Here is a 24,096-nt window from a genome sequence, read left to right on the forward strand (position 1 = left end):
CATGGAACGAAGACGTGGATGCCCGGGACACGCCCGGGCATGACGACTGGGATAGGCTAGCGGCTTGATCCAAGGGGTCGAACCGCCGGGGTGAACGAAGAATGGCGTCACTTAAAGACATGCGCGTCCGCATCGCCTCCACCAAGGCGACGCAGAAGATCACCAAGGCCATGCAGATGGTTGCGGCGTCCCGGTTGCGCCGCGCCCAGCAAGCGGCCGAGGCGGCGCGGCCCTATGCCGACAAGATGAGCGCGGTGATCTCCAACATCGCCAGCGCTGCCGCCGGTTCGCCCGGCGCACCGGTGCTGCTGGGCGGCACCGGCAAGGATCAGGTTCACCTGCTGCTGGTCTGCACCGGCGAGCGCGGCCTGTCCGGCGCGTTCAACTCCTCGATCGTGCGCCTCGCGCGCGAGCGCGCCCAGGCGCTGATGGCGCAGGGCAAGGAAGTCAAATTCTTCTGCGTCGGCCGCAAAGGCTACGAGCAGCTCCGCCGCCTCTACGACAAGCAGATCGTCGAGCATCTCGACCTGCGCGGCGTTCGTCAGCTCGGCTTCCTCAACGCCGAGGACATCGCAAAGAAGGTTCTGGCCCGCTTCGACAACGGCGAATTCGACGTCTGCACGCTGTTCTACGCCCAGTTCAAGTCCGTGATTGCCCAGGTTCCGACCGCGCAGCAGATCATTCCGCTGACCGTGGAAGAAAAGGCGGCGAACGCGCCGTCGACGTCCTACGACTACGAGCCGGAGGAAGACGAACTCCTCTCCGGCCTGTTGCCGCGGAATATCGCGGTGCAGATCTTCCGCGCGCTGCTGGAAAACAACGCCTCGTTCTACGGCGCCCAGATGAGCTCGATGGACAACGCCACCCGCAACGCCGGCGAAATGATCCGCAAGCAAACCCAGATCTACAACCGAACCCGTCAAGCCCAGATCACCAAGGAGCTGATCGAGATCATCTCCGGCGCCGAGGCGGTCTGACGCACGAACCAAACGACGGTCGTTCAAGTAAAGAATTTCGAAGGAGAGCTTCATGGCTACAGCAGCTACCCAGGTCGGTCGTGTCACCCAGGTCATGGGCGCCGTCGTCGACGTTCAGTTCGAAGGCCATCTGCCGGCCATTCTGAATTCGTTGGAAACCAAGAACGGCAACATCCGCCTCGTGCTGGAAGTTGCGCAGCATCTCGGTGAGTCCACGGTGCGCACGATCGCGATGGACGTGACCGAAGGTCTGGTCCGCGGCCAGGAAGTGACCGACACCGGTCAGCCGATCTCGGTGCCGGTGGGTGCGGGCACGCTCGGGCGCATCATGAACGTGATCGGCGAGCCGATCGACGAAGCCGGCCCGATCCAGTCCGAAGGCAAGCGCGCCATCCATCAGGAAGCGCCGAGCTACACCGACCAGTCGACCGAAGCTGAAATTCTCGTCACCGGCATCAAGGTCGTCGACTTGCTCGCGCCCTACGCCAAGGGCGGCAAGATCGGCCTGTTTGGCGGCGCCGGCGTCGGCAAGACCGTGCTGATTCAGGAGCTGATCAACAACGTCGCGAAGGCGCACGGTGGTTATTCCGTGTTCGCCGGCGTCGGCGAGCGTACCCGCGAAGGCAACGACCTCTATCACGAGTTCATCGAGTCCAAGGTCAACGCGGATCCGCACAATCCGGATCCGAGCGTCAAGTCGAAGTGCGCGCTGGTGTTCGGCCAGATGAACGAGCCGCCCGGCGCCCGTGCCCGCGTCGGCCTCACCGGCCTGACCGTCGCCGAGCACTTCCGTGACCAGGGCCAGGACGTGCTGTTCTTCGTCGACAACATCTTCCGCTTCACCCAGGCCGGTTCTGAAGTGTCGGCGCTGCTCGGTCGTATTCCGAGCGCCGTGGGTTACCAGCCGACGCTCGCCACCGACATGGGCGCGCTGCAGGAGCGCATCACCACCACGCAAAAGGGTTCGATCACCTCGGTGCAGGCCATTTACGTTCCGGCCGACGACTTGACCGACCCGGCGCCCGCGACCTCGTTCGCGCATTTGGACGCCACCACGGTGCTGAACCGCGCGATCTCGGAAAAGGGCATCTATCCGGCGGTGGACCCGCTCGACTCGACCTCGCGCATGCTCTCGCCGCTCGTCGTCGGCCAGGAGCACTACGACACCGCGCGTCAGGTCCAGCAGGTGCTGCAGCGCTACAAGTCGCTGCAGGACATCATCGCCATTCTCGGCATGGACGAGCTTTCGGAAGAGGACAAGCTGACGGTGGCCCGCGCCCGCAAGATCGAGCGCTTCCTGTCGCAGCCGTTCCACGTCGCCGAAATCTTCACCGGCTCGCCCGGCAAGTTCGTCGACCTCGCGGACACCATCAAGGGCTTCCGCGGCCTCTGCGAAGGCAAGTATGACCACCTGCCGGAAGCCGCCTTCTACATGGTCGGCACCATCGAAGAGGCGATCGAGAAGGGCAAGAAGCTGGCGGCCGAGGCGGCCTAAGCTGCGAAGGACGAGCAGGGAGTAGCGAATAGTCGCGCTGCTCCCACTCCATTCGCAATTCACTACTCACTATTCGCAGGTTTCCAATGGCCACCTTCCACTTCGATCTCGTCTCGCCGGAAAAGCTCGCCTTCTCGGGCGAGGTCGACCAGGTCGATATCCCCGGCGTCGAGGGTGACTTCGGCGTGCTGGCGGGACATGCGCCGGTCGTGGCCGCGATCCGGCCCGGCATTCTCACCGTGACCACCGGCGGCAAGCACGAGAAGATCATCGTGCTCGGCGGTATCGCCGAAGTGTCCGACAAGGGCCTCACCGTGCTCGCCGACGTCGCGACCTCGCTGGCCGAGCTCGACCGCGCCCAGTTCGCCGCGACCGTCTCGGAGATGGAAGAGGGATTGAAGGAGCATGAGGGCGACGAGTTCGATCAAGCCATCGCCCGGCTCGACCACTTCAAGAGCATCCAGCACGAGCTCAACACCACGGCTATGCACTAAGCCCCGGTGCACCGCGCCGGGGCTCAGGCTGCAAATTCCTGAATAAATTCAGCGCTCGTCACGGAAGTGGCGGGCGCTGAAACTTTGTTGCTCCGCGCCGGCCTCTCCCGCAAACGGGAGAGGCCGAGCGAGCCCGCGGCTGGTTGTGCGGTAAGCGGTGAAAGGTCTCTGCGTTCTTAGTTTGCGAACGGCGCAAATTGCTGCGCCACCGCGCTGTAGACGTGGCGGCGGAACGGCACCACGACATCGGCGACACGGTCGAGCCGCTCCCAGCGCCAGGCGTCGAACTCGGCGGGCTGTCCGTTGCGCGGCGTCAGCGGATCGATCTCGTCATCCTTGCCGGTGAAGCGCAGCGCGAACCATTTTTGGCGCTGTCCGCGGAATTTCGCCAGCCGATGCGTCTGCGGTCCGTCGTAAGGTGGGAACTCGTAAGTCAGCCAGTCGGTCTCGCCGAGATAGGTTGCGCTCTTGACGCTGGTCTCTTCCCAGAGCTCGCGCAGCGCGGCATCGCGCAAATCCTCGCCCTCGTCGACGCCGCCCTGCGGCATCTGCCAGTCCAGGCCCGGCAAGATGATCTCGGGTCCGTCGCCCTTGAAGCGATGCCCGATCAGCACGCGGCCATCCGCATTGAACAGCGCGATTCCGACATTGGGACGGTAGGGTTTTTCGGTGCTCACGCGTGGATCTCTCGTCGTCATTTCAGGCTGTGCATTAGAGCGTTTTCGAGCGAAGTGGATACCGGTTCGCGTCAAGAAAACGCGTCAAACTAAAACTAGAGCCCCGTTCCGATTCCATCGGAACGGAACTGGCTCTAGCATCAACCTGGAAAGGCGACTTGAACTAATCCTGCGCCAGCGCGGAAAATTCCTTCACCACGCGCTCGTAGACCGGGCGCTTGAACGGAATGATCAGCCCGGTCAGATTCTTCATCGGCTCCCAGCGCCAGCTCACGAACTCGGCCTTGTGGCCACCGCCGGGCTTTTCGACATTGATCTCGCTGTCCTTGCCGGTGAAGCGGACCGCGAACCATTTCTGGCGCTGGCCGCGGTAGCGGCCCTTCCAGGCGCGCCCGGCGACCGTGCGCGGAATGTCGTAAGTGAGCCAGTCCGGAACCTCGCCGAGCCGCTCGACCGAGCGCACGCTGGTCTCCTCATAGAGCTCGCGCTTGGCGGCCTCCCAATTGTCCTCGCCGGGATCGACGCCGCCCTGCGGCATCTGCCAGACATGGGTGTCGTCGACATGCTCGATACCGCCGGCACGCCGGCCGATGAACACCAGTCCGTCCTTGTTGAGCAACATCACGCCGACGCAGGTCCGGTAGGGCAGATCTTCGTAACGCGCCATTCCGCCAGACCTCTCGCATGCTGTCGGTAAGGCTGAAGCAGGCCCGGCGGGCCTGTGCCGTACCAATCCGTTGATTTAGCTGGATTTTGATTTCAGCATCGCGGTTGTCAATGGCACCAAAAGGATACCTCGGTCGCCCAATGTCTTGGTCCAGGCGCCGATGCGCTCGATCGAGACCGGGAGGGCGGAGGCGGTGCCCACGGCCACGCCGCGTTCGCGCGCCGCCGCTTCGAGCTTGGTCAGGGCGCGGTCGATCTCGGCCGGGGTCGGCACCGCGTCGATCGCGATATCGCCCTTGCCGAACGGCATCGCCAGGCTGCCGGCGGCCTGGGGTGCGATGCTGCGGGGCGATGAGCCGTCGTCGAAGAAGCCGAGGCCGCGCTTGGCCGCCTCGCGGATGATCGGCTGCATCGCCGGCTCCGTTGCGATGAAGCGGGCGCCCATGAAATTGGTGAGGCCGGCATAGCCCTGCATCCGGCTCAGATGCCAGTACAGGCGGTCCATGTTCTGGTCGGCACTCAGCGAGGTCAGCAGCGTCTGCGGTCCCGGATCGTTGTCGGGGAAGTCATAGGGCTCCATCGGGATCTGGAGGAAGATCTCGTGGCGCTGGGCGCGGGCGCGCTCGGCGAGTTTTCCTGGATCGGACCCATAGGGCGTGAAGGCCAGCGTCACCGCCGGCGGTAGCCGCATGATGGCATCGGTGGTCTTGGCGGCGCCGACGCCGAGGCCGCCGATCAGGATCGCGACCACCGGCATCTTGGCGGCCTTGGCGCGGTCGGCATCCGCCGCATAGACGTTGAACGGCTTCAGATCCCCGGACATCGCGGGGATCATGCCATAGCGCGATTTCTCGAGGAGTTTTGAGTCGATCCCGGCCATCACGGGCGGCGGTGCGGAAGCCGACGCCGCCTCGCTCTTGCCGGCGGCATCGCCGCCGATCACCACGTCGTGGCGGGTGCCGGTGGACCCGTCGATCATGGTGACGGTCTTCTGCTCGCCCGCCTGCTTCGGCGCCTCCCTGGTCTCTTGCTTGCTTTCCTGTTTGCTGTCCTGGCCGTGGCCGGAAGCGGCCGGCTTGTCGACGCCGGCCTTGTCTGCGGCACTGGGCTCGCGGATCGCGAGCCGCGTCATCGGCTCGCCGCCGAGCGGATCCTTGTTGAAGATGGCGAAGCCGGCAAATGTGACCAGGAACAGGCCAAGCAGGACCGCGAGCAGCTGCATGACGGTGAACGGCAGCCGCAGCCGGCGCTTCCGGCGCGGCTTGTCCCGTCCGAGCGGGGCGCTCAGATCATCGGCCGTTTCAGTCATGCGCGATCCCGAATCACTCGAGATGACGATACCACGCCGAGGTCAAGCGGCGGCAGGCCGGGATAGGCCGGGGATAGCAGGAGTTCCAAGCAAAAAGGGCGGCTCCGGGAGCCGCCCTTTCGTCAGATCGCGATGCGCCGACTTTAGTTTGCCGCTTTGGGCTTGTCGGTCGTGGCCTTGTCGCCGCCCGGGGTGGGCGCCGCCGAGGCGCTGTTCTTGATGCCGTGGAGCAAATCGTCGGCGAGCTTGAGCGCCTTGTCGTCCTTGGCATCCGGCGGAACGTAGGACTGCGAGCCGGTCTTCTCGTCGCCGTCGTTCTTGAGATGGCCGCGCAGCGAAGCTTCGCCCTTGGTGTCGGTGCGCGACTTCAGCTCGTCCGGCACGTCCTGCAGCACCTCGATGTCGGGCACGATGCCCTTGGCCTGGATAGACTTGCCCGACGGCGTGTAATAGCGCGCCGTGGTCAGACGCAGCGCGCCGTTGCCGGAGCCGAGCGGAATGATGGTCTGCACCGAGCCCTTGCCGAACGAGCGTGTGCCGACGATGGTCGCGCGCTTGTGGTCCTGCAGCGCACCGGCGACGATCTCCGATGCCGAAGCCGAGCCGCCGTTGACGAGCACGATGACCGGCTTGCCCTTGGTGAGGTCGCCCGAATGCGCGGTACGGCGCTGGGTCTCCTCGGCATTGCGGCCGCGGGTCGAGACGATCTCGCCCTTCTCCAGGAACGAGTCGGAGACGGTGACCGCTTCCTCGAGCAGCCCGCCCGGGTTGTTGCGGAGGTCGATGACGTAGCCCTTCAGCTTGTCGCCGATCTGATTCGAGAGGTTGGCGACCTCGCGCTTCAGACCTTCGGTGGTCTGCTCGTTGAAGGTGGTGATGCGGATATAGGCGATGTCGTCGGCCTCGATGCGGGCGCGTACCGAACGGACGCGGATGTTGTCGCGCACCAGCGTGACGTCGATCGGATTATCCTGGCCCTTGCGGATGATCTTGAGCTTGATCTTGGTGTTGACCGGCCCGCGCATCTTCTCGACCGCCTGGTTCAGGGTCAGGCCCTGCACCGCCTCGTCGTCGAGATTGGTGATGATGTCGTTGGCCATGACGCCGGCGCGCGAGGCCGGGGTGTCGTCGATCGGCGAGACCACCTTGATCAGGCCGTCTTCCATCGTGACTTCGATACCGAGGCCGCCGAACTCACCGCGGGTCTGCACCTGCATGTCGCGGAAGCTCTTCGCGTCCATGTAGCTCGAATGCGGATCGAGACCGGTGAGCATGCCGCTGATCGCGGATTCGATCAGCTTGGTGTCGTCGGGCTTCTCGACATAGTCCGAGCGCACGCGCTCGAAGACGTCGCCGAACAAATTGAGTTGGCGATAGGTGTCCGCGGTGGCGGCTCGCGCGCTGGAGCCCATGAAGATCGCGCGCGGTTGCGTCACGAACAGCGTCAGCGCCGCACCGGTGGCCGCGCTGAGGAGGATAACTGAAGTCTTGCGCATCATCCGCGAACCTTCTCGCCTTCATTTGCGGCCCACCATGGGCCTGGATCGATTGGAGTGCCGTCTTTGCGGAACTCGACATAGAGCACAGGTTGACTCGCGTTCGTGGCGAGAATGGAGGCGACTTGAGAAGTCGACCCCATGGTCGCGACAGGCTCCCCCGTGAGCACAAACTGACCGATGTTGACCGAAATGCGCTCCATCCCGGCGATCAGCACATGATACCCGCCCCCGGCATTGAGGATCAAGAGTTGTCCATAGCTGCGGAAGGGGCCGGCATAGACAACCCATCCATCACACGGCGTCGTGACCTGGGAGCCGGGCCTGGTCGCCAGCGAAATGCCCTTCTGGACCCCGCCGAGCCCGTCGGAACCGCCGAATTCCCTGATCTTGTTACCGTTAACCGGAAGAGGCAGCAGGCCCTTGGCCGCGGCGAAGGCCATCGCAGGGGTGGTTCGGGAACGATCCTTGAAAGCGCCGGGGCCGGTCTTGGCGCTGGCGGTCGCGTTTGCAGCCGCTTTGGCCTCGGCCTGCCTGGCGGCCTCAGCCGCCTTCTCGGCCGCCTTGGCGGCGCTTTGCAGATCCTGCTCCATCTTGGCGATCAGCCCCTGGAGATCGCCGACCTGTCGTGAGAGCGCGACGGCGCGCGCATTCTCGGCGTCGAGATCCTTTTCACGCGACGCCTGCTGGCGCTGCCGCTCGTCGACCAGAGCCGCGAGCCGGGTCTGGTCGTTGCGCACCTTGTCGCGGTCGGAGGCGAGCTGGTCGCGCTCGGTCGCCATGGTCTTGCGCAAGGCCACGAGCTCGCCGAGCTCGCCCGCGATCTTCTCGGCGCGGCCGCGCAATTCCGGCACCACGGCACCGAGCAGCATCGCCGTGCGCAGCGATTGCAGCGCATCCTCGGGCCGTACCAGAAGTGCCGGCGGCGTCCGCCTTCCGGCGCGCTGCAAGGCCGCCAGCACCTCGACGATGTCGGCGCGGCGTAAGTCGAGCGAGCTGCGCATCGCCTGCTCTCGGCCGTTCAGCGATCGCAACCGCGCTTCGGCCTCGTCGATCTTGATCTCGACGGTGCGCACATTGGCGGCGGTGTCGATCAACTGCTGATTGAGCTGGGTGCGGTCCTGGCCGAGCGAGGTGATCTCGGCCTTGAGCTTGGCCTGCGCTTCCTCCGCGCTCTTCTTGCTGGCGCGCGCGGCTTCGAGCTCCTGCTCGCGCTGCTTGATCGCATCGGGCGCAACGGCCGCAGTCTGCGGTGCAGGCGTCTGAGCTTGCGCGAGGCTTGCGCCCAAGATACTTGCGCCCAAGATACTTGCGCCGGCAACGCCGGCGATCAGCAGCAGGTTGAGGACAGGCGCTCGCATCGCTTTATGCAAAGGTGCTCGTTGTGGCGCGGGTCACGCGCGGTGATAGGGGTGGCCGGCCAGAATGGTGGCGGCCCGATAAAGCTGTTCCAGAAGCATGACGCGGACCATTTGGTGCGGCCAGGTCGCAGAGCCGAACGCGATCACGAGCTTGGCCTTACGGCGCAATTCGGGCGAAAGTCCGTCCGCCCCTCCGATCATGAAGATAGTATGACCGGCACCCTCGTCGCGCCAGCGCCCGAGATGCCGTGCGAATACGGTCGAATCCAGATTCTGGCCGCGCTGGTCCAGCGCCACCAGCACCGATTTTTCGGGAATATGGGCGGAGATCGCCGCGGCCTCCTCGGCCATCCGCGTCGCCGTATCGCGCGCGCGGCTTTCGGGCAATTCGTGGATGGCGAGCTCGCGGAATCCGAGCTTCCGGCCGGCCTCGTCGAACCGCTCGAAATAGCGGTCGGCAAGCTCCCGTTCGGGGCCCTGCTTCAGCCGGCCCACCGCAATGACGGCTATGCGCATGATATGATCAGGGTCGCGTTTTCTGGACCGCGCGCGATATGCGCGCGCACGACGCTAGCATGCGCGTCAACCGATTCGAAATCGGCAGCAGCCTCTCAGATCGCCTTCGCCGCCCCTGGGCCCTGCGTGTACAATCTCTCGAGACTGTAGAATTCGCGGACCTCGGGTCTGAACACGTGCACGATCACATCGCCGGAATCGATCAGCACCCAGTCGCAATTGGGCAAGCCCTCGACGTGGATGTTCTTGATGCCGTTTTCCTTGAGGCCTTTGGCGACGTTCTCCGCGATCGCACCGACGTGCCGGTTGGCCCGGCCAGTGGTGACGATCATGTAGTCGGAGTAGGCCGATTTGCCGCGAAGGTCGATGGTAACCGTCTCTTCCGCCTTCATGTCGTCGAGGCGGGAGAGGATCAGGCTCAGCGTCTTGTCGGCGTCGGGTTGCGCCTTCAAGGCCGCAGCTTTGGTCGATGTTTTACGCGTCGGCTTGGCAACCTTGGGTAAAACAGACTTCGGTGAAGCCGTCTTGGGTGAAGCTGTCTTGGACAATACAGATGTGGTCAGGGACCATTCCTTTCACTGTATCGCGAACGCCGAATCCGGCGCCCACTGGTTACACTACATCATGTGGGGTTAAGGGTTTCAATATGCCAGAGAGCCCGAAGGCCGCATGGCGTTCGCACAATCTGACTCACTTCGTACCTTTCCAGCTTCCGTCCGGGTTCCGTAAGCCGGTCGACGAGAGATTCAGCTTCATTCCGGTCAGGAACACCCAGGCTGGCGCGGCCCGGTCAGCAAGCAATGCGGCCTCATTCTCCGGCATCCGATAGCGCCTGAGCGCCTGGGCGGCGGGAGAGGCGAGGGCGCGAAAGCTCTGTGGCGGACGGTCGATGACCGCGATCGGCACCTGATCGGCGATGCGCCGCCAGTGCTGCCAACGATGAAATTGAGCGAGGTTGTCGGCGCCCATGATCCAGACAAAGCGCAAGCCCGAGAGACGGCGGCGCAAGGTGTTGATCGTATCGATGGTATAGCGCGTGCGAATGACGGATTCGAGACAGCTCACCTCGATCCTGGGATCGTCGGCCACGTCGCGCGCCGCCTGCATGCGCTCGCCGAGCTCGTGCAGCGCGCCGTTCTCCTTCAGCGGATTGCCTGGCGTCACCAGCCACCATACGCGATCGAGCTGGAGACGTTTCAGCGCGAACTGGCTGATCGCGCGATGGGCCTGGTGCGGCGGATTGAACGAGCCGCCGAGCAGGCCGATGCGCATGCCCGAAATGTGGGTCGGTATGGCCTGCGCGAAGAAACGTGGCGCGACGAAATTGTTGCTCAATGCCCCGCGCCCTGCGTCGTCTACGGCCGCGTCTGCCCGGTGCCGTGAACGCGATATTTGAAGCTCGTCAGCTGCTCGGCGCCAACCGGGCCGCGGGCATGGAATCTGCCGGTGGCGATGCCGATCTCCGCGCCGAAGCCGAACTCGCCGCCGTCGGCGAACTGCGTCGAGGCGTTGTGCAGCACGATCGCGGAATCGACCTCGCTCAGGAATTTCTTCGCAGCGCTCTCATCGGCGCTCACGATCGCATCGGTATGGTGCGAGCCGTGGTTCTGGATATGCGCAATCGCGCCGTCGACGCCGTCCACCACCTTCGCCGCGATGATCGCATCGAGATATTCAGTGTCCCAATCGTCCGCGCTCGCGGGTTTGACGCGCGCATCGGTCTTTTGCACGGCGTCGTCGCCGCGCACTTCGCAGCCGGCCTCGATCAGCATCTCGATCAGCGGCTTCAGGTTTCTACCGGCAGCTGCGCGATCGACCAGCAGCGTCTCGGCGGCGCCGCAGACGCCGGTACGGCGCATCTTGGCATTGAGCACGATCGACTTCGCCATGGCGAGGTCGGCGCTGCCGTCGATGTAGACGTGGTTGACGCCCTCGAGATGCGCGAACACCGGCACGCGCGCTTCCTGCTCGACGCGCGCGACGAGGCTCTTGCCCCCGCGCGGCACGATCACGTCGACGGCGCCGTTCAATCCCGACAGCATCTGGCCTACCGCCGCGCGGTCGCGCGTCGGCACCAGCGTGATTGCGGCCTCGGGGAGGCCCGCTTCGCGCAGGCCCTGCACCAGGCAGTCATGGATCGCGCGGCAGGAGCGGAAACTATCGGAGCCGCCGCGCAGGATCACGGCATTGCCCGACTTCAGGCACAGCACGCCGGCATCCGCCGCAACGTTCGGGCGGCTCTCGAAGATCACGCCGACGACGCCGAGCGGCACGCGCACGCGCTCGATGGTCATGCCGTTCGGCCGTTGCCAGCTCTCGGTGACGATGCCGACTGGATCGGCAATGCCGCGCACGATACCGATGCCCTCGGCCATGCCCTCGACCCGCGCCGGCGTCAGCGTCAGGCGGTCGATGAAGGACGAGGTGGCGTTGCCGGAGGCGCGGGCCTCGGTGACGTCCTCGGCATTGGCGGCGAGGATCGCGGCTGCATTGTTGCGGATCGCCCGCTCCATGGCCTCGAGCGCCCGGTTCTTTTGCTCCGGCGGCGCCAGCGCCAGCACGCGCGCGGCAGCGCGGGCACGGGTACCGAGATCGGTCATCAGCGCCTGAAGATCGGCATTGCCGTCGACGGCTTTGAGGGGGGCGGCCATGGGGAGTTCAACCTTCTGCTAAGGCAGTGTCCTAGCACGGAAATCCCGCTTTTGCGAAGGGCCGGTAGGGTATGGCAGGTCTCCCCGGCCGCACCGGGCTAGGTCTTTGGCTTACCAACATCCTCGGAAAAGGACCGCTGCTGCCCCTACCCGCCCACCACCAGATCATCGCGGTGGATCATCTCGGCGCGGCCGCTGATGCCGAGGATGGCCATCACATCGGGGGAGGAGCGGCCCTTGATCCGCTCGGCGTCGTCGGCGTCGTAGGCGATCAGGCCGCGGCCGACCTCGCTGGTGTCGGGGCCGCGCACGATCACGGCATCGCCGCGGGCGAACTGGCCCTCGACCTTGATCACGCCGGCCGGCAGCAGGCTGGCGCCGGCACGCAGCGCCGCGACCGCGCCGGCGTCGATTGTCAGCGTGCCCTTCGGCTCCAGCGAGCCCGCGATCCAGCGTTTTCGCGACGTAATGGGATTGGCGGGCGTCAGGAACCAGGTGCAGCGGCCGCCATCGGCGATCGCCTGCAACGGATGCTCGATCTTGCCCGAGGCGATCAGCATATGCGTGCCGCCGGTGGTCGCGATTTTTGCGGCTTCGACCTTGGTGCGCATGCCGCCGCGCGACAACTCGGACTCGGCGTCGCCTGCGACAGCCTCGATCTCCGAGGAGATGCTGTCGACGATCGGAATGAGCTTGGCGTTCGGGTTGTTCTTCGGCGGGGCGTCGTAGAGCCCGTCGATGTCCGACAGCAGCACCAGCAGATCGGCGCTCGCCATGGTGGCGACGCGCGCGGCGAGCCGGTCATTGTCGCCGTACCGGATCTCGTTGGTGGCGACCGTGTCGTTCTCGTTGATCACGGGGATCGCGCGCCACTCCAGCAGCTTGCCGATGGTGGAGCGCGCGTTGAGATAGCGGCGGCGCTCCTCGGTGTCCTGCAGCGTTACCAGGATCTGACCGGCGCCGATGCCGTGGGCGCCAAGCACCTCCGACCATATCCGCGCCAGCGCGATCTGACCGACGGCGGCCGCCGCCTGGCTCTCCTCCAGCTTCAGCGGGCCGCGCGGCAATTTCAGGCGGCTGCGGCCTAGCGCGATCGAGCCGGAGGAGACGACGAGAACGTCACGCCCCTCCCGATGCAGCTTGGCCATGTCGTCGGCGAGCGCGGCAAGCCAGGACGCCCGCACCTCGCCTTTGTCGGAATCGACCAGCAGCGCGGAGCCGACCTTGACGACGATGCGGCGGAATTGACTGAGTTCGGGGCTGGCCATGTGTGTATGTGGTGTGTGTACGTGCTGGAGAGCGGCGCCGGTAAGGCCTGCTTTTGCAGCAGGACGATGGCTGGCGCAAGGCGGCAGGCCCCGTAAACGGCGCTTGTCCGGAGCGCCCATCTGGCTCTAACTGTCGCCAACCATCATGGGCTCAAAGGGGAAACCAATGGATCGCCGCAACTTCATCGCCGGATGCCTCGGGTTGCCGCTGTTGGCGCAGGTGGGCGGGTCGCAAGCTCAGACCGGGCTGACGAAAATGATCTTTCCGTTCGCGGCGGGAGCGGGCGGCGACACCCTGTGCCGGCTGATCGCGCAGGAGATGGCACCGGCGCTGCAGCGGACCATCGTGGTCGAAAACCGCACCGGCGGCGACGGCCTGATCGGCATCAAGGCGGTGAAAGGGGCCAGCCCCGACGGCAGCATGGTGCTGGTGACGACCGGGCCCACGATGTACCTGCTGCCGATGGTGGAGACGACCCCGAACTTCGATACCGCAAAGGATTTCGTCCCGGTATCGCTGCTGGCGCGGTTCGAGTTCGCCGTCGTGATCAGCCCGACGATCGATGCCGCGGATTTCAAGGGATTCGTCGCCTGGTTGAAGGCGCATCCGGACAAGGCGTCGTTCGGCGTGCCGAGCAACGGCACCATCCCGCATTTCATGGGCTCCAAGCTCGAGAAGGACCTCGGCATTCCCATGACGCGCGTGCCCTATCGCGGCAGTGCGCCCATCATCAACGACATCATCGGCGGCCATGTCTCGTTCGGCATCGTCACATTGGCGGACGCGCTGCCGCAGCATCGCGCCAAGGGCGTGAAGATCATTGCGGTCGCGAGCGCCGAACGTTCACCCTTTGCCTTGGAGGTACCGACCTTGAAGGAGAGCGGCATCGATCTCGTCGCGGACGCCTGGTACGGCATGTGGCTTCCCGCCGGCAGCTCGCCGGAATTAGCGAGCAAGCTCGGCGCGGCCGCAAGCGCCGCGCTCGCCAAGCCCGAGGTGAAGGAAAAACTCACCGCGATCGGGCTGATCCCGGTCGGCAGCAGCGCGGAAGGTCTGACCAAGGAGCTCGCCGCGAACACCGCCTTTTGGCAGCCGGTCGTCAAGGCGACGGGATACAAGATCGAGAATTGAGGTTTTCTCCCTCTCCCCGTTCTTACGGGGAGAGGGTTGGGGTGAGGGGCTCTCACCACAATCACAGTGGCAGACGGACTCGCGGAGAGTCCCCCTCACCCGGAATCCGCAAGCGGGGAGAGGCGAAGCAACCTACAGCTTCGCGCGTTGCGCGATGCCGTCCTTGATCGACGCCAGCTCCGCTTCGTCCCAGATCCCGATCAGGATGCCGCCCTTCACCTGGAGCTGGTTGTCGGCATAGGCGGCGATCTTCTCGCGCGACGTGGTGATGTGGTCGTTGGGGTGCAGCGCCCAGTCGAACAATTCGGCCTGCAATCGCGCAATGATGCCGGCGCACTCGGGATCGTCGCCGCGATCCACAAACTCTTCCGGATCGGTTTCGAGGTCATACAGCATCGGGCGGAAGCCCGAGGCGTGGATGTATTTCCAGCGGCCGTCGAACACCATGAACAGGCGGCAGCGTTCGATCGGCTGGTTCAGCTTCAGCCGCACGTCCTGCATGACATAATCGTATTCGGAGAACGCCACCTTGCGCCAATCCGATGGCGTCGAGCCGCGCAGCAGGGGCAGCAGCGAGCGTCCCTCGAGGATATGGCCCGGCACCTTGCCGCCGAAATAATCGACGAAGGTCGGCGCGAGGTCGATGGCTTCGACCAGCGCGTCGTTGCGCGTGCCGCGCGTGGCGTCGGCCTCCTTCGAGGGATCGATAATGATCAGCGGGATCTTCGCCGACTGCTCGTGGAACAGATCCTTCTCGCCCATCCAGTGATCGCCGAGATAATCGCCGTGATCGGAGGTGAACACGATCATGGTGGTGTCCAGCAGATCGCGCTCCTCCAGGAACTTCATCAGCACGCCCATCTGGTCGTCGATCTGGGTGATCAGGCCCATATAGGTCGGGATCACCTTCTCGCGGGCATCGTTGCGCGCCATGTTGCGGGAGTAGCGCATGTCCATATAGGCGCCGAACACCGGATGCGGGTTCTGGCGCTCGCGCTCGGAGCGGATCACCGGAATCATGTCCGATGTCGAATACATGCTGGCGTAGGGTTCGGGCGCGATGTAGGGCCAGTGCGGCTTGATGTAGGACAGATGCAGGCACCACGGCCTGCCGTCGGTCTCGGCCTCGCTGATGAAGTCCATCGCGCGCCGCGTCATGTAGGGCGTCTCGGAATGCTCGTCCGGCACGCGCGCGGCCTTGTCGGCATGCACGAGCAGCCAGCCGTTCTGGAGCGAGCCGTCCTCGGCCGCGCCTGAGTTCGCCCAATGCTCCCAGGGATTGGGCGCCTCGAATCCTTGCTGGCGCAGATATTCGTCGTATTTCGGACGCGGCCGCCCCGTGGGATGCAGGCCGTCGTCACGCTCATAGGGTTCGAACCCGCATTCGGCGACGTGCACGCCGATCATTGACTCCGGCGGGATGCCGAGCGCCTTCATGCCTTCGAGATCGGGCGCCATGTGGGTCTTGCCGACCAGCACGTTGCGCACGCCGAGCTTCTTGAGGTGATCGCCGAGGGTGGGCTCGCCGACGCGCAGCGGCCAGCCGTTCCAGTGCGAGCCGTGCGAGCGCATGTAGCGCCCGGTGTAGAACGACATCCGCGAGGGGCCGCAGATCGGCGACTGCACATAGGCCTTGCTGAACAGCACGCCGCGCTTGGCCATGGCGTCGATGTTCGGCGTCTTCAGCGTGGGATGGCCGGTGCAGCCGAGATAGTCATAGCGAAGCTGGTCGCACATGATCCAGAGAACGTTCTTCGCGCGCGCCATGAATCATCCCTGCCGTGTCTTGATGGGTCGATGCTGCGCTATCGAGGGCGCGAAGACAAGCAGGGCGGTGACGCGCGAGGTCGTGGCTGCACATTCCAGCGTCGTCCCGGCGAAGGCCGGGACCCATAGCCACAGGGAGTAGTTTGGCGAAGACTAGTAGTTCGGTACTAAGACCATCCCCAACCGACAGATCACGCGGTATGGGTTCCGGCCTTCGCCGGGACGACCGTGGGGAGAGCGTTCAAACCGACCAAGGCTCCGCTTCGGCCGCGCTCTTCGCTTTCGCCGAGACCGGGCTCTCGCCGATCACATCCGCCAATGCCCGCAGCGCTTCCTGCACGCCATCTCCGGTGACGGCGGAGAGCAGCAGCGGCGTCTTCTTGGCGGCGCGCTTCAGCCGGTCCTTCTGCTTCTTCAACTCGTCCGGCTCGACCGCGTCGATCTTGTTCAGCGCGACGATCTCGATCTTGTCGGTGAGCTGCCCGGCATAGGCGTCCAGCTCGGTTCGCACCGTCTTGTAGGCCTTGCCGGCGTGCTCGCAGGTCGCGTCGATCAGATGCAGCAGCACGCGGCAGCGCTCGACATGGGCGAGGAAGCGGTCGCCGAGACCGACACCTTCATGCGCGCCTTCGATCAGGCCCGGAATGTCCGCCAGCACGAACTCGCGGCCGTCGGCATTCACGACGCCGAGCTGCGGATGCAGCGTGGTGAAGGGATAGTCGGCGATCTTCGGCTTGGCCGCGCTGACCTTGGCGAGGAAGGTCGACTTGCCGGCATTGGGCAGGCCGACGAGACCGGCATCCGCGATCAGCTTCAGCCGCAGCCAGATCCAGCGCTCCTCGCCAGGCTGGCCGGGATTGGCATTGCGCGGCGCGCGGTTGGTCGAGGTCTTGAAATGCGCGTTGCCGAAGCCGCCATTGCCGCCTTCGGCCAGCACGAATTTTTCGCCGACATTGGTGAAATCGTGGATCATGGTCTCGCGATCTTCATCGAAGATCTGCGTGCCCAGCGGGACCTTCAGCACGATCGACTTGCCATTGGCGCCGTGGCGGTCCGAGCCCGAGCCGTTCTCGCCCTTCTGGGCCTTGAAGTGCTGCTGGTAGCGATAGTCGATCAGCGTGTTCAGCCCGTCTGCGACTTCGATGATGACATTGCCGCCGCGGCCGCCATTGCCGCCGGAGGGACCGCCGAATTCAATGAATTTTTCGCGGCGGAACGCCACGCAGCCGTTTCCGCCGTCGCCGGAGCGGATATAGACCTTTGCTTCGTCAAGGAATTTCATGGGCCATAGGTAGGCCAGCCGGTCCCGCGCGGCAACCCGGATAGACCCGCAAATCGGCCGAAACCCGGCGATTTGTGGCCTTGCTTAACCAGCTGGCCGGCGCCCCTACGTGTCGTCCCGGACAAGCGAAGCGCAGATCCGGGACCCATAACCACAGGGAGGAGTTTGGCGAAGACCGGCAGTGGACTGGTCTCCACGCGGTTAGGATGGCCGGCGCCGGATCAGGAATTTCTGCATGCCCTCCAGCACCAGCTCCTTGCGCTGGTTGAACACGGTGCTTTTGAGCGTCACCGCGCCGGTCGAGCGTCCCGGCACCAGCTCGATGACCTCGAGCGCGGGATAAATGGTGTCGTCGGCGAACACCGGTTTGAGGAACCGGCTGGATTGCTCGAGGAAGCCGACCAGGGAGTCCTCGACCATGAACGGAAACAGGCCTGCGCCGGGTGCGGTGTGGATCAACGTCTGGAAACCGTGGGCGAGCAGATGCGGCATGCCGCGGCTGCGGCAATACTCCACATCGTAATGCACCGGATGAGTGTCGCCGCTCGCGGTCTGGAACGCCGCGAACACCGCCGTCGTCTGCGTGCGGCTCGGCAGCACGAAACGCTCGCCGACCACGAAATCCTCAAACCAGCGTTGCGCGGGGATCATGCGATGCCGGGCCGGGTCGAAGTCGGTCATGGCGAAGCTCTTTCCTGGCTCTTTCGTTCGGGTGACGCCTATGGCTACCGCGACGCGAAGACTGCGACAATCCGTTCAATTCGTCCAACGCGGGCTTGTCCCGACGGCCGGCGTCATTACAACGGCGCTCGATGCCCCTCTTCAAAAATCTCTCGGCCTATGACGAACGCTCGGCGCGCCTCGCCGGGATTGCGCTCATGGTGCTGTCGATCTTCATGTTCTCGTTCGGCGATGCCATGGGCAAGTTCCTGGTCGGGACTTATTCGGTGGGGCAGCTGCTGTTCCTGCGCGCCTGCGCGGCGCTGCTGCTGCTGTCGCCGCTGGTCTGGCGGCAGCGTCACCAGTTCCTGCAGCTGGAGCGGCCGGGCCTCCAGCTCTTCCGCGTGGTGCTGTCGACGCTGGAAGTGGCGGCGTTCTTCCTGGCGACGGTCTACCTGCCGCTCGCCGACGTCATCACCTATTATCTCGCCGGGCCCATTTTCGTCACGGCGATGTCGGCGATATTCCTCGGCGAGAAGGTCGGCTGGCGGCGCTGGACGGCGATCCTGATCGGCTTCTGCGGCGTACTGATCGCGCTGCGGCCCTCGGCACAGACCGTGAGCCTGCCGGCGCTGATCGCGTTGGGCGGCAGTCTTTCCTTCGCAACGCTGATGCTGATCACGCGCAGCCTGCGCAAGACGCCCGATATCGTGATGGCGTCGTCGCAATTCGTCGGCACGTTTGTGCTGGGTGCGGTGCTGTCGGCGTTCCACTGGGTGCCGCCGACATCGGGCAGCCTCGTGATCTTCGCGCTGGCGGGATGCGTCTCGGTCACGGCGCTGTTCTGCGTCAACCGCTCGCTCAAGCTGGCGCCGGCCAGCGTCGTCGTGCCCTATCAATATTCGATGATCGTCTGGGCGGTGATCTTCGGCTTCGTCGTGTTCGGCGACGTGCCCGAGATCGCCACCATCGTCGGCGCCGCCATCATCATCGGCGCCGGGTTCTATATTTACTTGCGTGAGCGCGATCTCGGGCGGGGGGACGTGGATGTGAATCCGCCGGCGTGATCGCAGGCGATAAATTCGAGCGTCGTCCTGGACAAGCGGAGCGCCGATCCAGGACCCATCACCCCAGGGAGGAGTTTGGCGAAGATTCGTGGTTGATAGTTCGCGCCACGACTTCTCGCTGGGGTAATGGGTCCTGGCTTTCGCCAGGACGACAGCTGTGATTGAGGCGCCTCCGCCTACCTCACCCGCCTCGCACTGCTCCAGCTCTTCAGCGACGCCCACACACTGCGTGACAGGCGGAAGCAGTCGACGGGCGTGGACGAGCCCAGCGCCAGGAAGCGATGCAGCTGGACGCCGCTCCACTGGAAGCCGCACTTCTCCAGCACGTTGCGCGAGGCCGGGTTGGTGACGCGCGCACCTGAATAGAGATGATCGTCCTCGAACTCCTCGAAGAAGAAGTCGATCGCGCCGCGCGCGGCCTCGGTGGCAAAGCCCCGGCCCCAATGCTCGACGCCGAGCCAGTAGCCGAGCTCGGCATTGTCGGGCGTCGAGCAGTCGATGCCGACCATGCCAATGGGGCCGCTGTCATGCTCGATCAGGAACACCGTCTCGCTGCCGGGCGCGGCGGTGGCGCGGACGAAGGCGATAGCGTCGTCCTGCGAATAGGGATGCGGGAGGCGCCTGGTGTTTTCGGCGACGCGGCGGTCGTTGGCGAGGAGGGCGATGGTCCTGACGTCGGCGAGGGTCGGCCGCCGCAAGGTCAGCCGTTCGGTGGCGACGACGCTGGGTCTCGCCTCCTGCAAGGTCACGCTTGAAAAGTCCTGCAACATGTCCGGCTCCGTCGAAGTCACTAAGTGAAAACTCAGCACGCAAACGAAAGGGGAGGCCGGTTTCCCGCCTCCCCTGGAGCCTTCGATCTCTTTTGATCTCAAGGACTCCGCCGGTTCGGTCTGGGACCCGGCGGACTCCAAATTTGATCCACCGTCTATTCAGCCGCCTCTGCGAGCGGGAGCACCGAGATGAAGGTGCGGCCGTTGGCTTTGGCCTGGAACGTTACGCGGCCCTCGACCTTGGCGAACAAGGTGTGGTCCGTGCCCATGCCGACATTAAGGCCGGGATGCCAGGTGGTGCCGCGCTGACGCGCAATGATGTTGCCGGGAATCACAACTTCCCCGCCGAACGCCTTGATACCGAGGCGCTTGCCCTTGGAATCGCGACCGTTGCGCGATGAACCGCCTGCTTTTTTGTGAGCCATGGCTCGTCTCCGAAATTCTACGTATGTCTAGATCAATTCCTTGACGGAATCATTTCACAATTTCTCACGCATCAATTCGTGATGGCGCGTGATCAAATTATGCGGCGGCCTCTTCGGTCGTGGTCTCCGGCTTGGCGACCTTCTCCCGCTTCGGACGCGGCCCCTTGGTGGGCTTGGCGCCGTCGGTGAGGATCTCCGAGATGCGCAGCACGGTGATCTCGTCGCGATAGCCGCGCTTGCGGCGCGAGTTCTTGCGGCGGCGCTTCTTGAAAGCGATGACCTTGGGACCGCGCTTGTGGTCGAGCACCTCGACCGCAACGGAGGCGCCTGCGACCGTGGGCAGACCCAGGATCGGCGTGTCGCCGCCGACCAGGAGAACTTCATTGAGCTGCACGATCGAGCCGACTTCGCCTTCGATCTTGCCTACTTCCAGGACATCATCCGGAACGACGCGGTACTGCCGGCCGCCGGTTTTGATGACTGCGAACATCGTTGTTTTCCTTCGTGTTCATTCCCGGCCTCGCGACAGAGTGTCGGGGCCGGCTTTTTGTCAGTCGTTATGGGTTATGCGAGTTTTGTGCGGGCGGGAGTTATCCCTTTGAATACCCACGCAAAAACAAGCGGCGCGAGAAACGCCCCGCGCCGGTTGCGGGATTTATAGCCGCTGACCGTCGAGAGTCAAGGAAAAGCCGGCGAAAACGGCCCGGATTTGAAGCATTTGGGCCCGATCCGGCCCCGCGGGCGAATTTCCGACAGCGCCGCAACCAACAGGTTCCCCCGCCGTTGTCCCCGCGAATTCAGTCACACGGGCAGGGGCTATCATGGCGACAGACGAGCTGGTCAAGACGACGACGGGCATCGCCCATCACGGGGCGGAGCGGTTGCCGTCGGTGGATATCGACAGCTTCAACATCGAGATGAAGGACGAGGACGGCTTCATCGGCGACCGCGCCAGCAAGGGCGCGTTCAGGGAGATCCTCGAGCGCTGGCGCAAGCCGCTGCGCAAGTCCGGCGAAGACCCGTTCGGCAAGGAGCCGTCGGACGAGATCAGCAAGAAGACGCTGGACGCCATCCTGGTCGGCGACGACACCGAGGCCTGGGCGGTGGTGCATAGCGCGATCGAGGACTTTGCCCAGGAGCTCGCTTACGTCACCCGCCGCTTCCTCAAGTCCAAGGCCTGGGCCAAGACCGAGCGCATCGTGGTCGGCGGCGGCTTTCGCGATTCCCGGCTCGGCGAGCTCGCGATCGCGCGCACCGAGATCATCCTCAAATCCGAGGACTTCAAGATCGACATGATGCCGATCCGCCATCATCCCGACGAAGCCGGCTTGATCGGCGCGTTGCATCTGGCGCCGTCGTGGATCTTCGAAGCCCATGACAGCATCCTCGCCGTCGATATCGGCGGCACCAACATCCGCTGTGGCCTGGTGGAGACCAGCTGGAAGAAGGCAAAAGACCTGTCGAAAGCCAAGGTCGTGAAGTCCGAGCTGTGGCGTCATGCCGACGACGAGCCGACGCGCGAAGGCGCGGTGAAGCGGCTCACCAAGATGCTGAAGGGGCTGATCAGCGAGGCCGAGAAGGAAGGCTTCAAGCTGGCGCCGTTCATCGGCATCGCCTGTCCCGGCGTGATCAACGCGGACGGCTCGATCGAGAAAGGCGCGCAGAACCTGCCGGGCAATTGGGAGAGCAGCAAGTTCAACCTGCCGGCGAGCCTGCTCGAGGGCATCCCTTCCATCGGCGAGCACGATACCGCGATCCTGATGCACAATGACGGCGTGGTTCAGGGCCTCTCCGAGGTGCCGTTCATGCAGGATGTCGATCGCTGGGGCGTGCTCACCATCGGCACTGGCCTCGGCAATGCCCGCTTCACCAACCGCCGCAAGGACAACGGCAAGGACAAGGATAACGGAAAAGACGGGGATTCCACGGGCAACGGGAAGGAATCCGGCAAGAAAAAGGGCAAGGGCGACTGAGCGTAAAGGGCGACTCAAGCGAGGAGGCTCTTGGCTAAATCCACCGGCCGCGGGCTTGCTCCGCCTCTCCCGCGTGCGGGAGAGGCCGACGCGCCCCGGGCGATGCGAAGCATCGTCCGCGCGCGGCGGGTGAGGGCTCTCTCCACACGGGGGGTCTCAGACACGGTCGCCAGAGTAACCTTGACTGGTTAGGTTAAGGACCGGATTGCGTTGCGGTGCACCGCCCGCACGCTACGGTCGGAACCGTCGCCTCACCTGGCTGGCGAAGCCGCCCTTCCCAGCCAGTATTTCAATGAGCGGCACCGGGACCGCCAGTGTTTACCGCGTCTGGCGGTCCCACCCTTTTTTCAGCGCATAATGAATGAGACGGGCTCGCGCCCCGATAAAGGTGCGTTCCCTCCCCCGCGCTTGTCTCGCCGCAGCCCGCCTTCGGGCGAAGGCGGATGTGGGGGAGGGCCAGGGAGGGGGGTAGCCCAGGAAACGGTGCCGGTTATTGATAGCGCGGCGAGAAACAGAGCGGAAGCGGTGAAACGGGCAGCGGATTTTCCCCTTTCGCGCCTTGTCTGGCCCGCCATCCTCGCCTATTAACGCCCGAACCACAGGGGCCCTGCTCCTTACTTGGCGCCTTCAGGAGAGGTGGCAGAGTGGTCGAATGCACCGCACTCGAAATGCGGCATAGGTGCAAGCCTATCGGGGGTTCGAATCCCTCCCTCTCCGCCATAATAAAACGGCTTCGGGAAAGCCCCGTAAATCAGGCCTTACTGCACGCCCGACGTCTTTGGTGCAACCCCGGGATGGAGCCCGACGTGCTCCCTATGATCCACGCCAACTGCGAGTTTACAATCACTGCCATCGCTTTCGTGGGACCCGCTACTCTGGCGCCGAGTCGCTCTTCGACACCATCCGAATGCACAGTTCGTGACATCGTTTGGGATTGTCTATGGTCCACGAAATAAGCATAGGTATTGGGGGAAAAGGTTCGGAGCGAAGGGGTGGGCAGGACCAGGCGGCTCTACGGCGTCGAGTTGTTCGCTGGAGCAGGGGGCATGTCGCTGGGCGCCAAGTGCGCCGGTGTAGACGTCAAGGTGGCGGTCGAGATGAAGCCGTCTGCATGCCTGACTTTTGCCAAGAACCACCCGACGACAAAGTTGCTCGCTCAAGATATCCGAGAAGTCACGAGTTTCGATCTTCCCAAGCGTGACCTGCCCCTCGTGGTCTTCGGAGGGCCGCCGTGCCAGGGATTTTCCACTTCGAATCAGCGGACGAGGACACGGGCAAATCCCAGCAATTGGCTCTTTCTCGAGTTTCTTCGCGTCGTGGATCTTCTCGGTCCCGAGTGGCTGGTCTTTGAAAATGTGGCCGGCATCGTCCACACCGAAGGGGGATACTTCCTCGGCCGGCTAGAATCGCAGCTGAAGTCCAGAGGATACCGCGTTTCTTCAGCGCTATTGAACGCGGCGGATTTTGGCATTCCGCAACGCAGAACTCGATTCTTTCTTATCGGATCCCGCGAGCAGAGTCCGCCGAGCCTGTCGCCCCCCGGCGATCCCGTCGCCACTACCGTTCGTGATGCGATTTGGGATTTGCCGGTTTTGCGTAACGGTAGCAGCAAGGATGTCCGCCCCTATCGAACACAAGCTGTTTCGGCATATTCACTCGCCCTTCGCGGAAATCGACAGACCTGCTCGGGCCACCTCGTAAGCAGAAATGCCGACGAGATCGTCGCGCGGTACCCCCATATCCCTCAAGGTGGCAATTGGAAGGATATTCCAGACGATCTGATGGGAAGCTATTTCGACAAGAGCCGTTGCCACACCGGCATCTACAGGCGTCTGTCGGCGTCGGAGCCATCGGTCGTTCTTGGCAATTTCAGGAAGAACATGCTAATTCACCCAACTCAAAGTCGCGGGCTATCGGTAAGAGAGGCGGCGCGAATCCAATCATTTCCAGACAATTACCAATTCTGCGGGTCCATCGGATTGCAGCAGCAGCAGGTCGGGAACGCTGTTCCCCCGATGTTGGCGCAGGCTGTGTTCGCCGCGATATCAAATTCGATCATATGATCCAGGTGTCTTGTGACTGTCCAAATCCGAGATGACGCGCCGCTGGA

At 64.2% G+C, this 24,096-nt stretch carries 23 protein-coding genes and 1 tRNA gene; 8 read left to right on the plus strand and 16 right to left on the minus strand.

All coding sequences use genetic code 11. The annotated features are described in order from the left end of the window. Positions 1-101 precede the first annotated feature (101 nt). The 3 genes from BRA471DRAFT_RS02115 (at position 102) to BRA471DRAFT_RS02125 (ending at position 2,966) form a co-directional block, all read left to right on the plus strand. Positions 102-977, plus strand: coding sequence for a F0F1 ATP synthase subunit gamma (locus BRA471DRAFT_RS02115; RefSeq protein ID WP_007604344.1), 876 nt, complete (start codon positions 102-104; stop codon positions 975-977). A gap of 52 nt (positions 978-1,029) precedes the next feature. Beyond that, entirely contained in the window at positions 1,030-2,472 is a 1,443-nt protein-coding gene (atpD, locus tag BRA471DRAFT_RS02120; RefSeq protein WP_007604346.1) for a F0F1 ATP synthase subunit beta, read from the plus strand. A gap of 86 nt (positions 2,473-2,558) precedes the next feature. Then, the gene (locus BRA471DRAFT_RS02125; protein WP_007604349.1) at positions 2,559-2,966 is read left to right on the plus strand and encodes a F0F1 ATP synthase subunit epsilon; all 408 of its coding nucleotides are present in this window, start codon (positions 2,559-2,561) and stop codon (positions 2,964-2,966) included. Positions 2,967-3,142: 176 nt separating this feature from the next. Here BRA471DRAFT_RS02125 and BRA471DRAFT_RS02130 read toward each other — a convergent pair whose 3' ends face one another. From BRA471DRAFT_RS02130 to proB, 10 genes are all read right to left on the minus strand, one after another. Next, positions 3,143-3,643, minus strand: coding sequence for an RNA pyrophosphohydrolase (locus BRA471DRAFT_RS02130; protein WP_007604351.1), 501 nt, complete (start codon positions 3,641-3,643; stop codon positions 3,143-3,145). 163 nt (positions 3,644-3,806) lie between these two features. Further along, complete coding sequence (locus tag BRA471DRAFT_RS02135) at positions 3,807-4,310, minus strand: RNA pyrophosphohydrolase (protein WP_007604352.1); 504 nt, start codon at positions 4,308-4,310, stop codon at positions 3,807-3,809. A gap of 75 nt (positions 4,311-4,385) precedes the next feature. Then, complete coding sequence (locus BRA471DRAFT_RS02140) at positions 4,386-5,618, minus strand: divergent polysaccharide deacetylase family protein (RefSeq protein ID WP_007604354.1); 1,233 nt, start codon at positions 5,616-5,618, stop codon at positions 4,386-4,388. A gap of 143 nt (positions 5,619-5,761) precedes the next feature. After that, the gene (locus BRA471DRAFT_RS02145) at positions 5,762-7,117 is read right to left on the minus strand and encodes a S41 family peptidase (protein WP_007604359.1); all 1,356 of its coding nucleotides are present in this window, start codon (positions 7,115-7,117) and stop codon (positions 5,762-5,764) included. Then, positions 7,114-8,475 (minus strand): murein hydrolase activator EnvC, encoded by a 1,362-nt coding sequence (locus tag BRA471DRAFT_RS02150; protein ID WP_007604361.1) that lies wholly within the window; start codon positions 8,473-8,475, stop codon positions 7,114-7,116. Before BRA471DRAFT_RS02150 ends, BRA471DRAFT_RS02145 begins: the two co-directional genes overlap by 4 nt. Positions 8,476-8,508: 33 nt before the next feature. Continuing rightward, positions 8,509-8,991, minus strand: coding sequence for a 23S rRNA (pseudouridine(1915)-N(3))-methyltransferase RlmH (gene rlmH, locus BRA471DRAFT_RS02155; protein ID WP_007604363.1), 483 nt, complete (start codon positions 8,989-8,991; stop codon positions 8,509-8,511). A gap of 95 nt (positions 8,992-9,086) precedes the next feature. Further along, positions 9,087-9,443, minus strand: coding sequence for a ribosome silencing factor (rsfS, locus tag BRA471DRAFT_RS02160; protein ID WP_007604366.1), 357 nt, complete (start codon positions 9,441-9,443; stop codon positions 9,087-9,089). A gap of 238 nt (positions 9,444-9,681) precedes the next feature. Further along, the gene (locus tag BRA471DRAFT_RS02165; protein ID WP_007604368.1) at positions 9,682-10,326 is read right to left on the minus strand and encodes a nicotinate-nucleotide adenylyltransferase; all 645 of its coding nucleotides are present in this window, start codon (positions 10,324-10,326) and stop codon (positions 9,682-9,684) included. Between the two features lie 20 nt (positions 10,327-10,346). Next, positions 10,347-11,642 (minus strand): glutamate-5-semialdehyde dehydrogenase, encoded by a 1,296-nt coding sequence (locus BRA471DRAFT_RS02170; protein WP_007604370.1) that lies wholly within the window; start codon positions 11,640-11,642, stop codon positions 10,347-10,349. A 146-nt stretch (positions 11,643-11,788) separates the two neighbouring features. Continuing rightward, a complete protein-coding gene (proB, locus tag BRA471DRAFT_RS02175; protein WP_007604372.1) occupies positions 11,789-12,910 on the minus strand; it encodes a glutamate 5-kinase in 1,122 nt (373 codons plus the stop codon). 166 nt (positions 12,911-13,076) lie between these two features. On the opposite strand from proB, the gene BRA471DRAFT_RS02180 reads away from it, so the two are divergent. Then, the gene (locus BRA471DRAFT_RS02180; RefSeq protein ID WP_007604374.1) at positions 13,077-14,042 is read left to right on the plus strand and encodes a Bug family tripartite tricarboxylate transporter substrate binding protein; all 966 of its coding nucleotides are present in this window, start codon (positions 13,077-13,079) and stop codon (positions 14,040-14,042) included. Between the two features lie 132 nt (positions 14,043-14,174). On the opposite strand, the gene BRA471DRAFT_RS02185 is transcribed toward BRA471DRAFT_RS02180, so the two are convergent. The 3 genes from BRA471DRAFT_RS02185 to BRA471DRAFT_RS02195 all read right to left on the minus strand — a co-directional run bounded on the left by BRA471DRAFT_RS02185 (position 14,175) and on the right by BRA471DRAFT_RS02195 (position 17,772). Further along, positions 14,175-15,809: an alkaline phosphatase family protein gene (locus BRA471DRAFT_RS02185; RefSeq protein WP_007604377.1), complete on the minus strand. Its 1,635-nt coding sequence runs from the start codon at positions 15,807-15,809 to the stop codon at positions 14,175-14,177. A 241-nt stretch (positions 15,810-16,050) separates the two neighbouring features. After that, positions 16,051-17,091, minus strand: coding sequence for a GTPase ObgE (obgE, locus tag BRA471DRAFT_RS02190; protein WP_007604379.1), 1,041 nt, complete (start codon positions 17,089-17,091; stop codon positions 16,051-16,053). Between the two features lie 201 nt (positions 17,092-17,292). Continuing rightward, complete coding sequence (locus BRA471DRAFT_RS02195) at positions 17,293-17,772, minus strand: MaoC family dehydratase (protein ID WP_007604386.1); 480 nt, start codon at positions 17,770-17,772, stop codon at positions 17,293-17,295. 131 nt (positions 17,773-17,903) lie between these two features. Between BRA471DRAFT_RS02195 and BRA471DRAFT_RS02200 the strand changes: the two genes are divergently transcribed. Next, positions 17,904-18,818: a DMT family transporter gene (locus tag BRA471DRAFT_RS02200; RefSeq protein ID WP_007604387.1), complete on the plus strand. Its 915-nt coding sequence runs from the start codon at positions 17,904-17,906 to the stop codon at positions 18,816-18,818. 176 nt (positions 18,819-18,994) lie between these two features. Here BRA471DRAFT_RS02200 and BRA471DRAFT_RS02205 read toward each other — a convergent pair whose 3' ends face one another. The 3 genes from BRA471DRAFT_RS02205 to rplU all read right to left on the minus strand — a co-directional run bounded on the left by BRA471DRAFT_RS02205 (position 18,995) and on the right by rplU (position 20,503). Then, positions 18,995-19,588, minus strand: coding sequence for a GNAT family N-acetyltransferase (locus BRA471DRAFT_RS02205; protein ID WP_007604389.1), 594 nt, complete (start codon positions 19,586-19,588; stop codon positions 18,995-18,997). A gap of 155 nt (positions 19,589-19,743) precedes the next feature. After that, positions 19,744-20,013: a 50S ribosomal protein L27 gene (gene rpmA / locus BRA471DRAFT_RS02210; RefSeq protein WP_007598923.1), complete on the minus strand. Its 270-nt coding sequence runs from the start codon at positions 20,011-20,013 to the stop codon at positions 19,744-19,746. A gap of 97 nt (positions 20,014-20,110) precedes the next feature. Further along, entirely contained in the window at positions 20,111-20,503 is a 393-nt protein-coding gene (gene rplU, locus BRA471DRAFT_RS02215; protein WP_007604396.1) for a 50S ribosomal protein L21, read from the minus strand. A 331-nt stretch (positions 20,504-20,834) separates the two neighbouring features. Between rplU and BRA471DRAFT_RS02220 the strand changes: the two genes are divergently transcribed. The 3 genes from BRA471DRAFT_RS02220 (at position 20,835) to BRA471DRAFT_RS02230 (ending at position 24,049) form a co-directional block, all read left to right on the plus strand. Next, on the plus strand, positions 20,835-21,986 hold the full coding sequence (locus BRA471DRAFT_RS02220; protein ID WP_007604398.1) for an ROK family protein: 1,152 nt from the start codon (positions 20,835-20,837) through the stop codon (positions 21,984-21,986). A gap of 630 nt (positions 21,987-22,616) precedes the next feature. Beyond that, positions 22,617-22,706: transfer RNA gene (locus BRA471DRAFT_RS02225), tRNA-Ser, on the plus strand. A gap of 272 nt (positions 22,707-22,978) precedes the next feature. Beyond that, entirely contained in the window at positions 22,979-24,049 is a 1,071-nt protein-coding gene (locus BRA471DRAFT_RS02230; RefSeq protein ID WP_035974582.1) for a DNA cytosine methyltransferase, read from the plus strand. The last annotated feature ends 47 nt before the right edge of the window (positions 24,050-24,096 follow it).

It is taken from the genome of Bradyrhizobium sp. WSM471 (assembly GCF_000244915.1).
Lineage (GTDB): Bacteria > Pseudomonadota > Alphaproteobacteria > Rhizobiales > Xanthobacteraceae > Bradyrhizobium.

Bases quoted from the DNA above. Each gene is read 5' to 3' on its own strand.
- BRA471DRAFT_RS02150 (WP_007604361.1), bottom strand. From the start codon at position 8,475: ATGCGAGCGCCTGTCCTCAACCTGCTGCTGATCGCCGGCGTTGCCGGC.
- rlmH (WP_007604363.1), bottom strand. From the start codon at position 8,991: ATGCGCATAGCCGTCATTGCGGTGGGCCGGCTGAAGCAGGGCCCCGAA.
- BRA471DRAFT_RS02140 (WP_007604354.1), bottom strand. From the start codon at position 5,618: ATGACTGAAACGGCCGATGATCTGAGCGCCCCGCTCGGACGGGACAAG.
- rplU (WP_007604396.1), bottom strand. From the start codon at position 20,503: ATGTTCGCAGTCATCAAAACCGGCGGCCGGCAGTACCGCGTCGTTCCG.
- BRA471DRAFT_RS02205 (WP_007604389.1), bottom strand. From the start codon at position 19,588: ATGTTGCAGGACTTTTCAAGCGTGACCTTGCAGGAGGCGAGACCCAGC.
- BRA471DRAFT_RS02115 (WP_007604344.1), top strand. From the start codon at position 102: ATGGCGTCACTTAAAGACATGCGCGTCCGCATCGCCTCCACCAAGGCG.
- BRA471DRAFT_RS02180 (WP_007604374.1), top strand. From the start codon at position 13,077: ATGGATCGCCGCAACTTCATCGCCGGATGCCTCGGGTTGCCGCTGTTG.
- BRA471DRAFT_RS02200 (WP_007604387.1), top strand. From the start codon at position 17,904: ATGCCCCTCTTCAAAAATCTCTCGGCCTATGACGAACGCTCGGCGCGC.
- BRA471DRAFT_RS02220 (WP_007604398.1), top strand. From the start codon at position 20,835: ATGGCGACAGACGAGCTGGTCAAGACGACGACGGGCATCGCCCATCAC.
- BRA471DRAFT_RS02185 (WP_007604377.1), bottom strand. From the start codon at position 15,809: ATGGCGCGCGCGAAGAACGTTCTCTGGATCATGTGCGACCAGCTTCGC.
- rpmA (WP_007598923.1), bottom strand. From the start codon at position 20,013: ATGGCTCACAAAAAAGCAGGCGGTTCATCGCGCAACGGTCGCGATTCC.
- BRA471DRAFT_RS02125 (WP_007604349.1), top strand. From the start codon at position 2,559: ATGGCCACCTTCCACTTCGATCTCGTCTCGCCGGAAAAGCTCGCCTTC.
- BRA471DRAFT_RS02170 (WP_007604370.1), bottom strand. From the start codon at position 11,642: ATGGCCGCCCCCCTCAAAGCCGTCGACGGCAATGCCGATCTTCAGGCG.
- atpD (WP_007604346.1), top strand. From the start codon at position 1,030: ATGGCTACAGCAGCTACCCAGGTCGGTCGTGTCACCCAGGTCATGGGC.
- BRA471DRAFT_RS02145 (WP_007604359.1), bottom strand. From the start codon at position 7,117: ATGATGCGCAAGACTTCAGTTATCCTCCTCAGCGCGGCCACCGGTGCG.
- obgE (WP_007604379.1), bottom strand. From the start codon at position 17,091: ATGAAATTCCTTGACGAAGCAAAGGTCTATATCCGCTCCGGCGACGGC.
- BRA471DRAFT_RS02195 (WP_007604386.1), bottom strand. From the start codon at position 17,772: ATGACCGACTTCGACCCGGCCCGGCATCGCATGATCCCCGCGCAACGC.
- BRA471DRAFT_RS02135 (WP_007604352.1), bottom strand. From the start codon at position 4,310: ATGGCGCGTTACGAAGATCTGCCCTACCGGACCTGCGTCGGCGTGATG.
- proB (WP_007604372.1), bottom strand. From the start codon at position 12,910: ATGGCCAGCCCCGAACTCAGTCAATTCCGCCGCATCGTCGTCAAGGTC.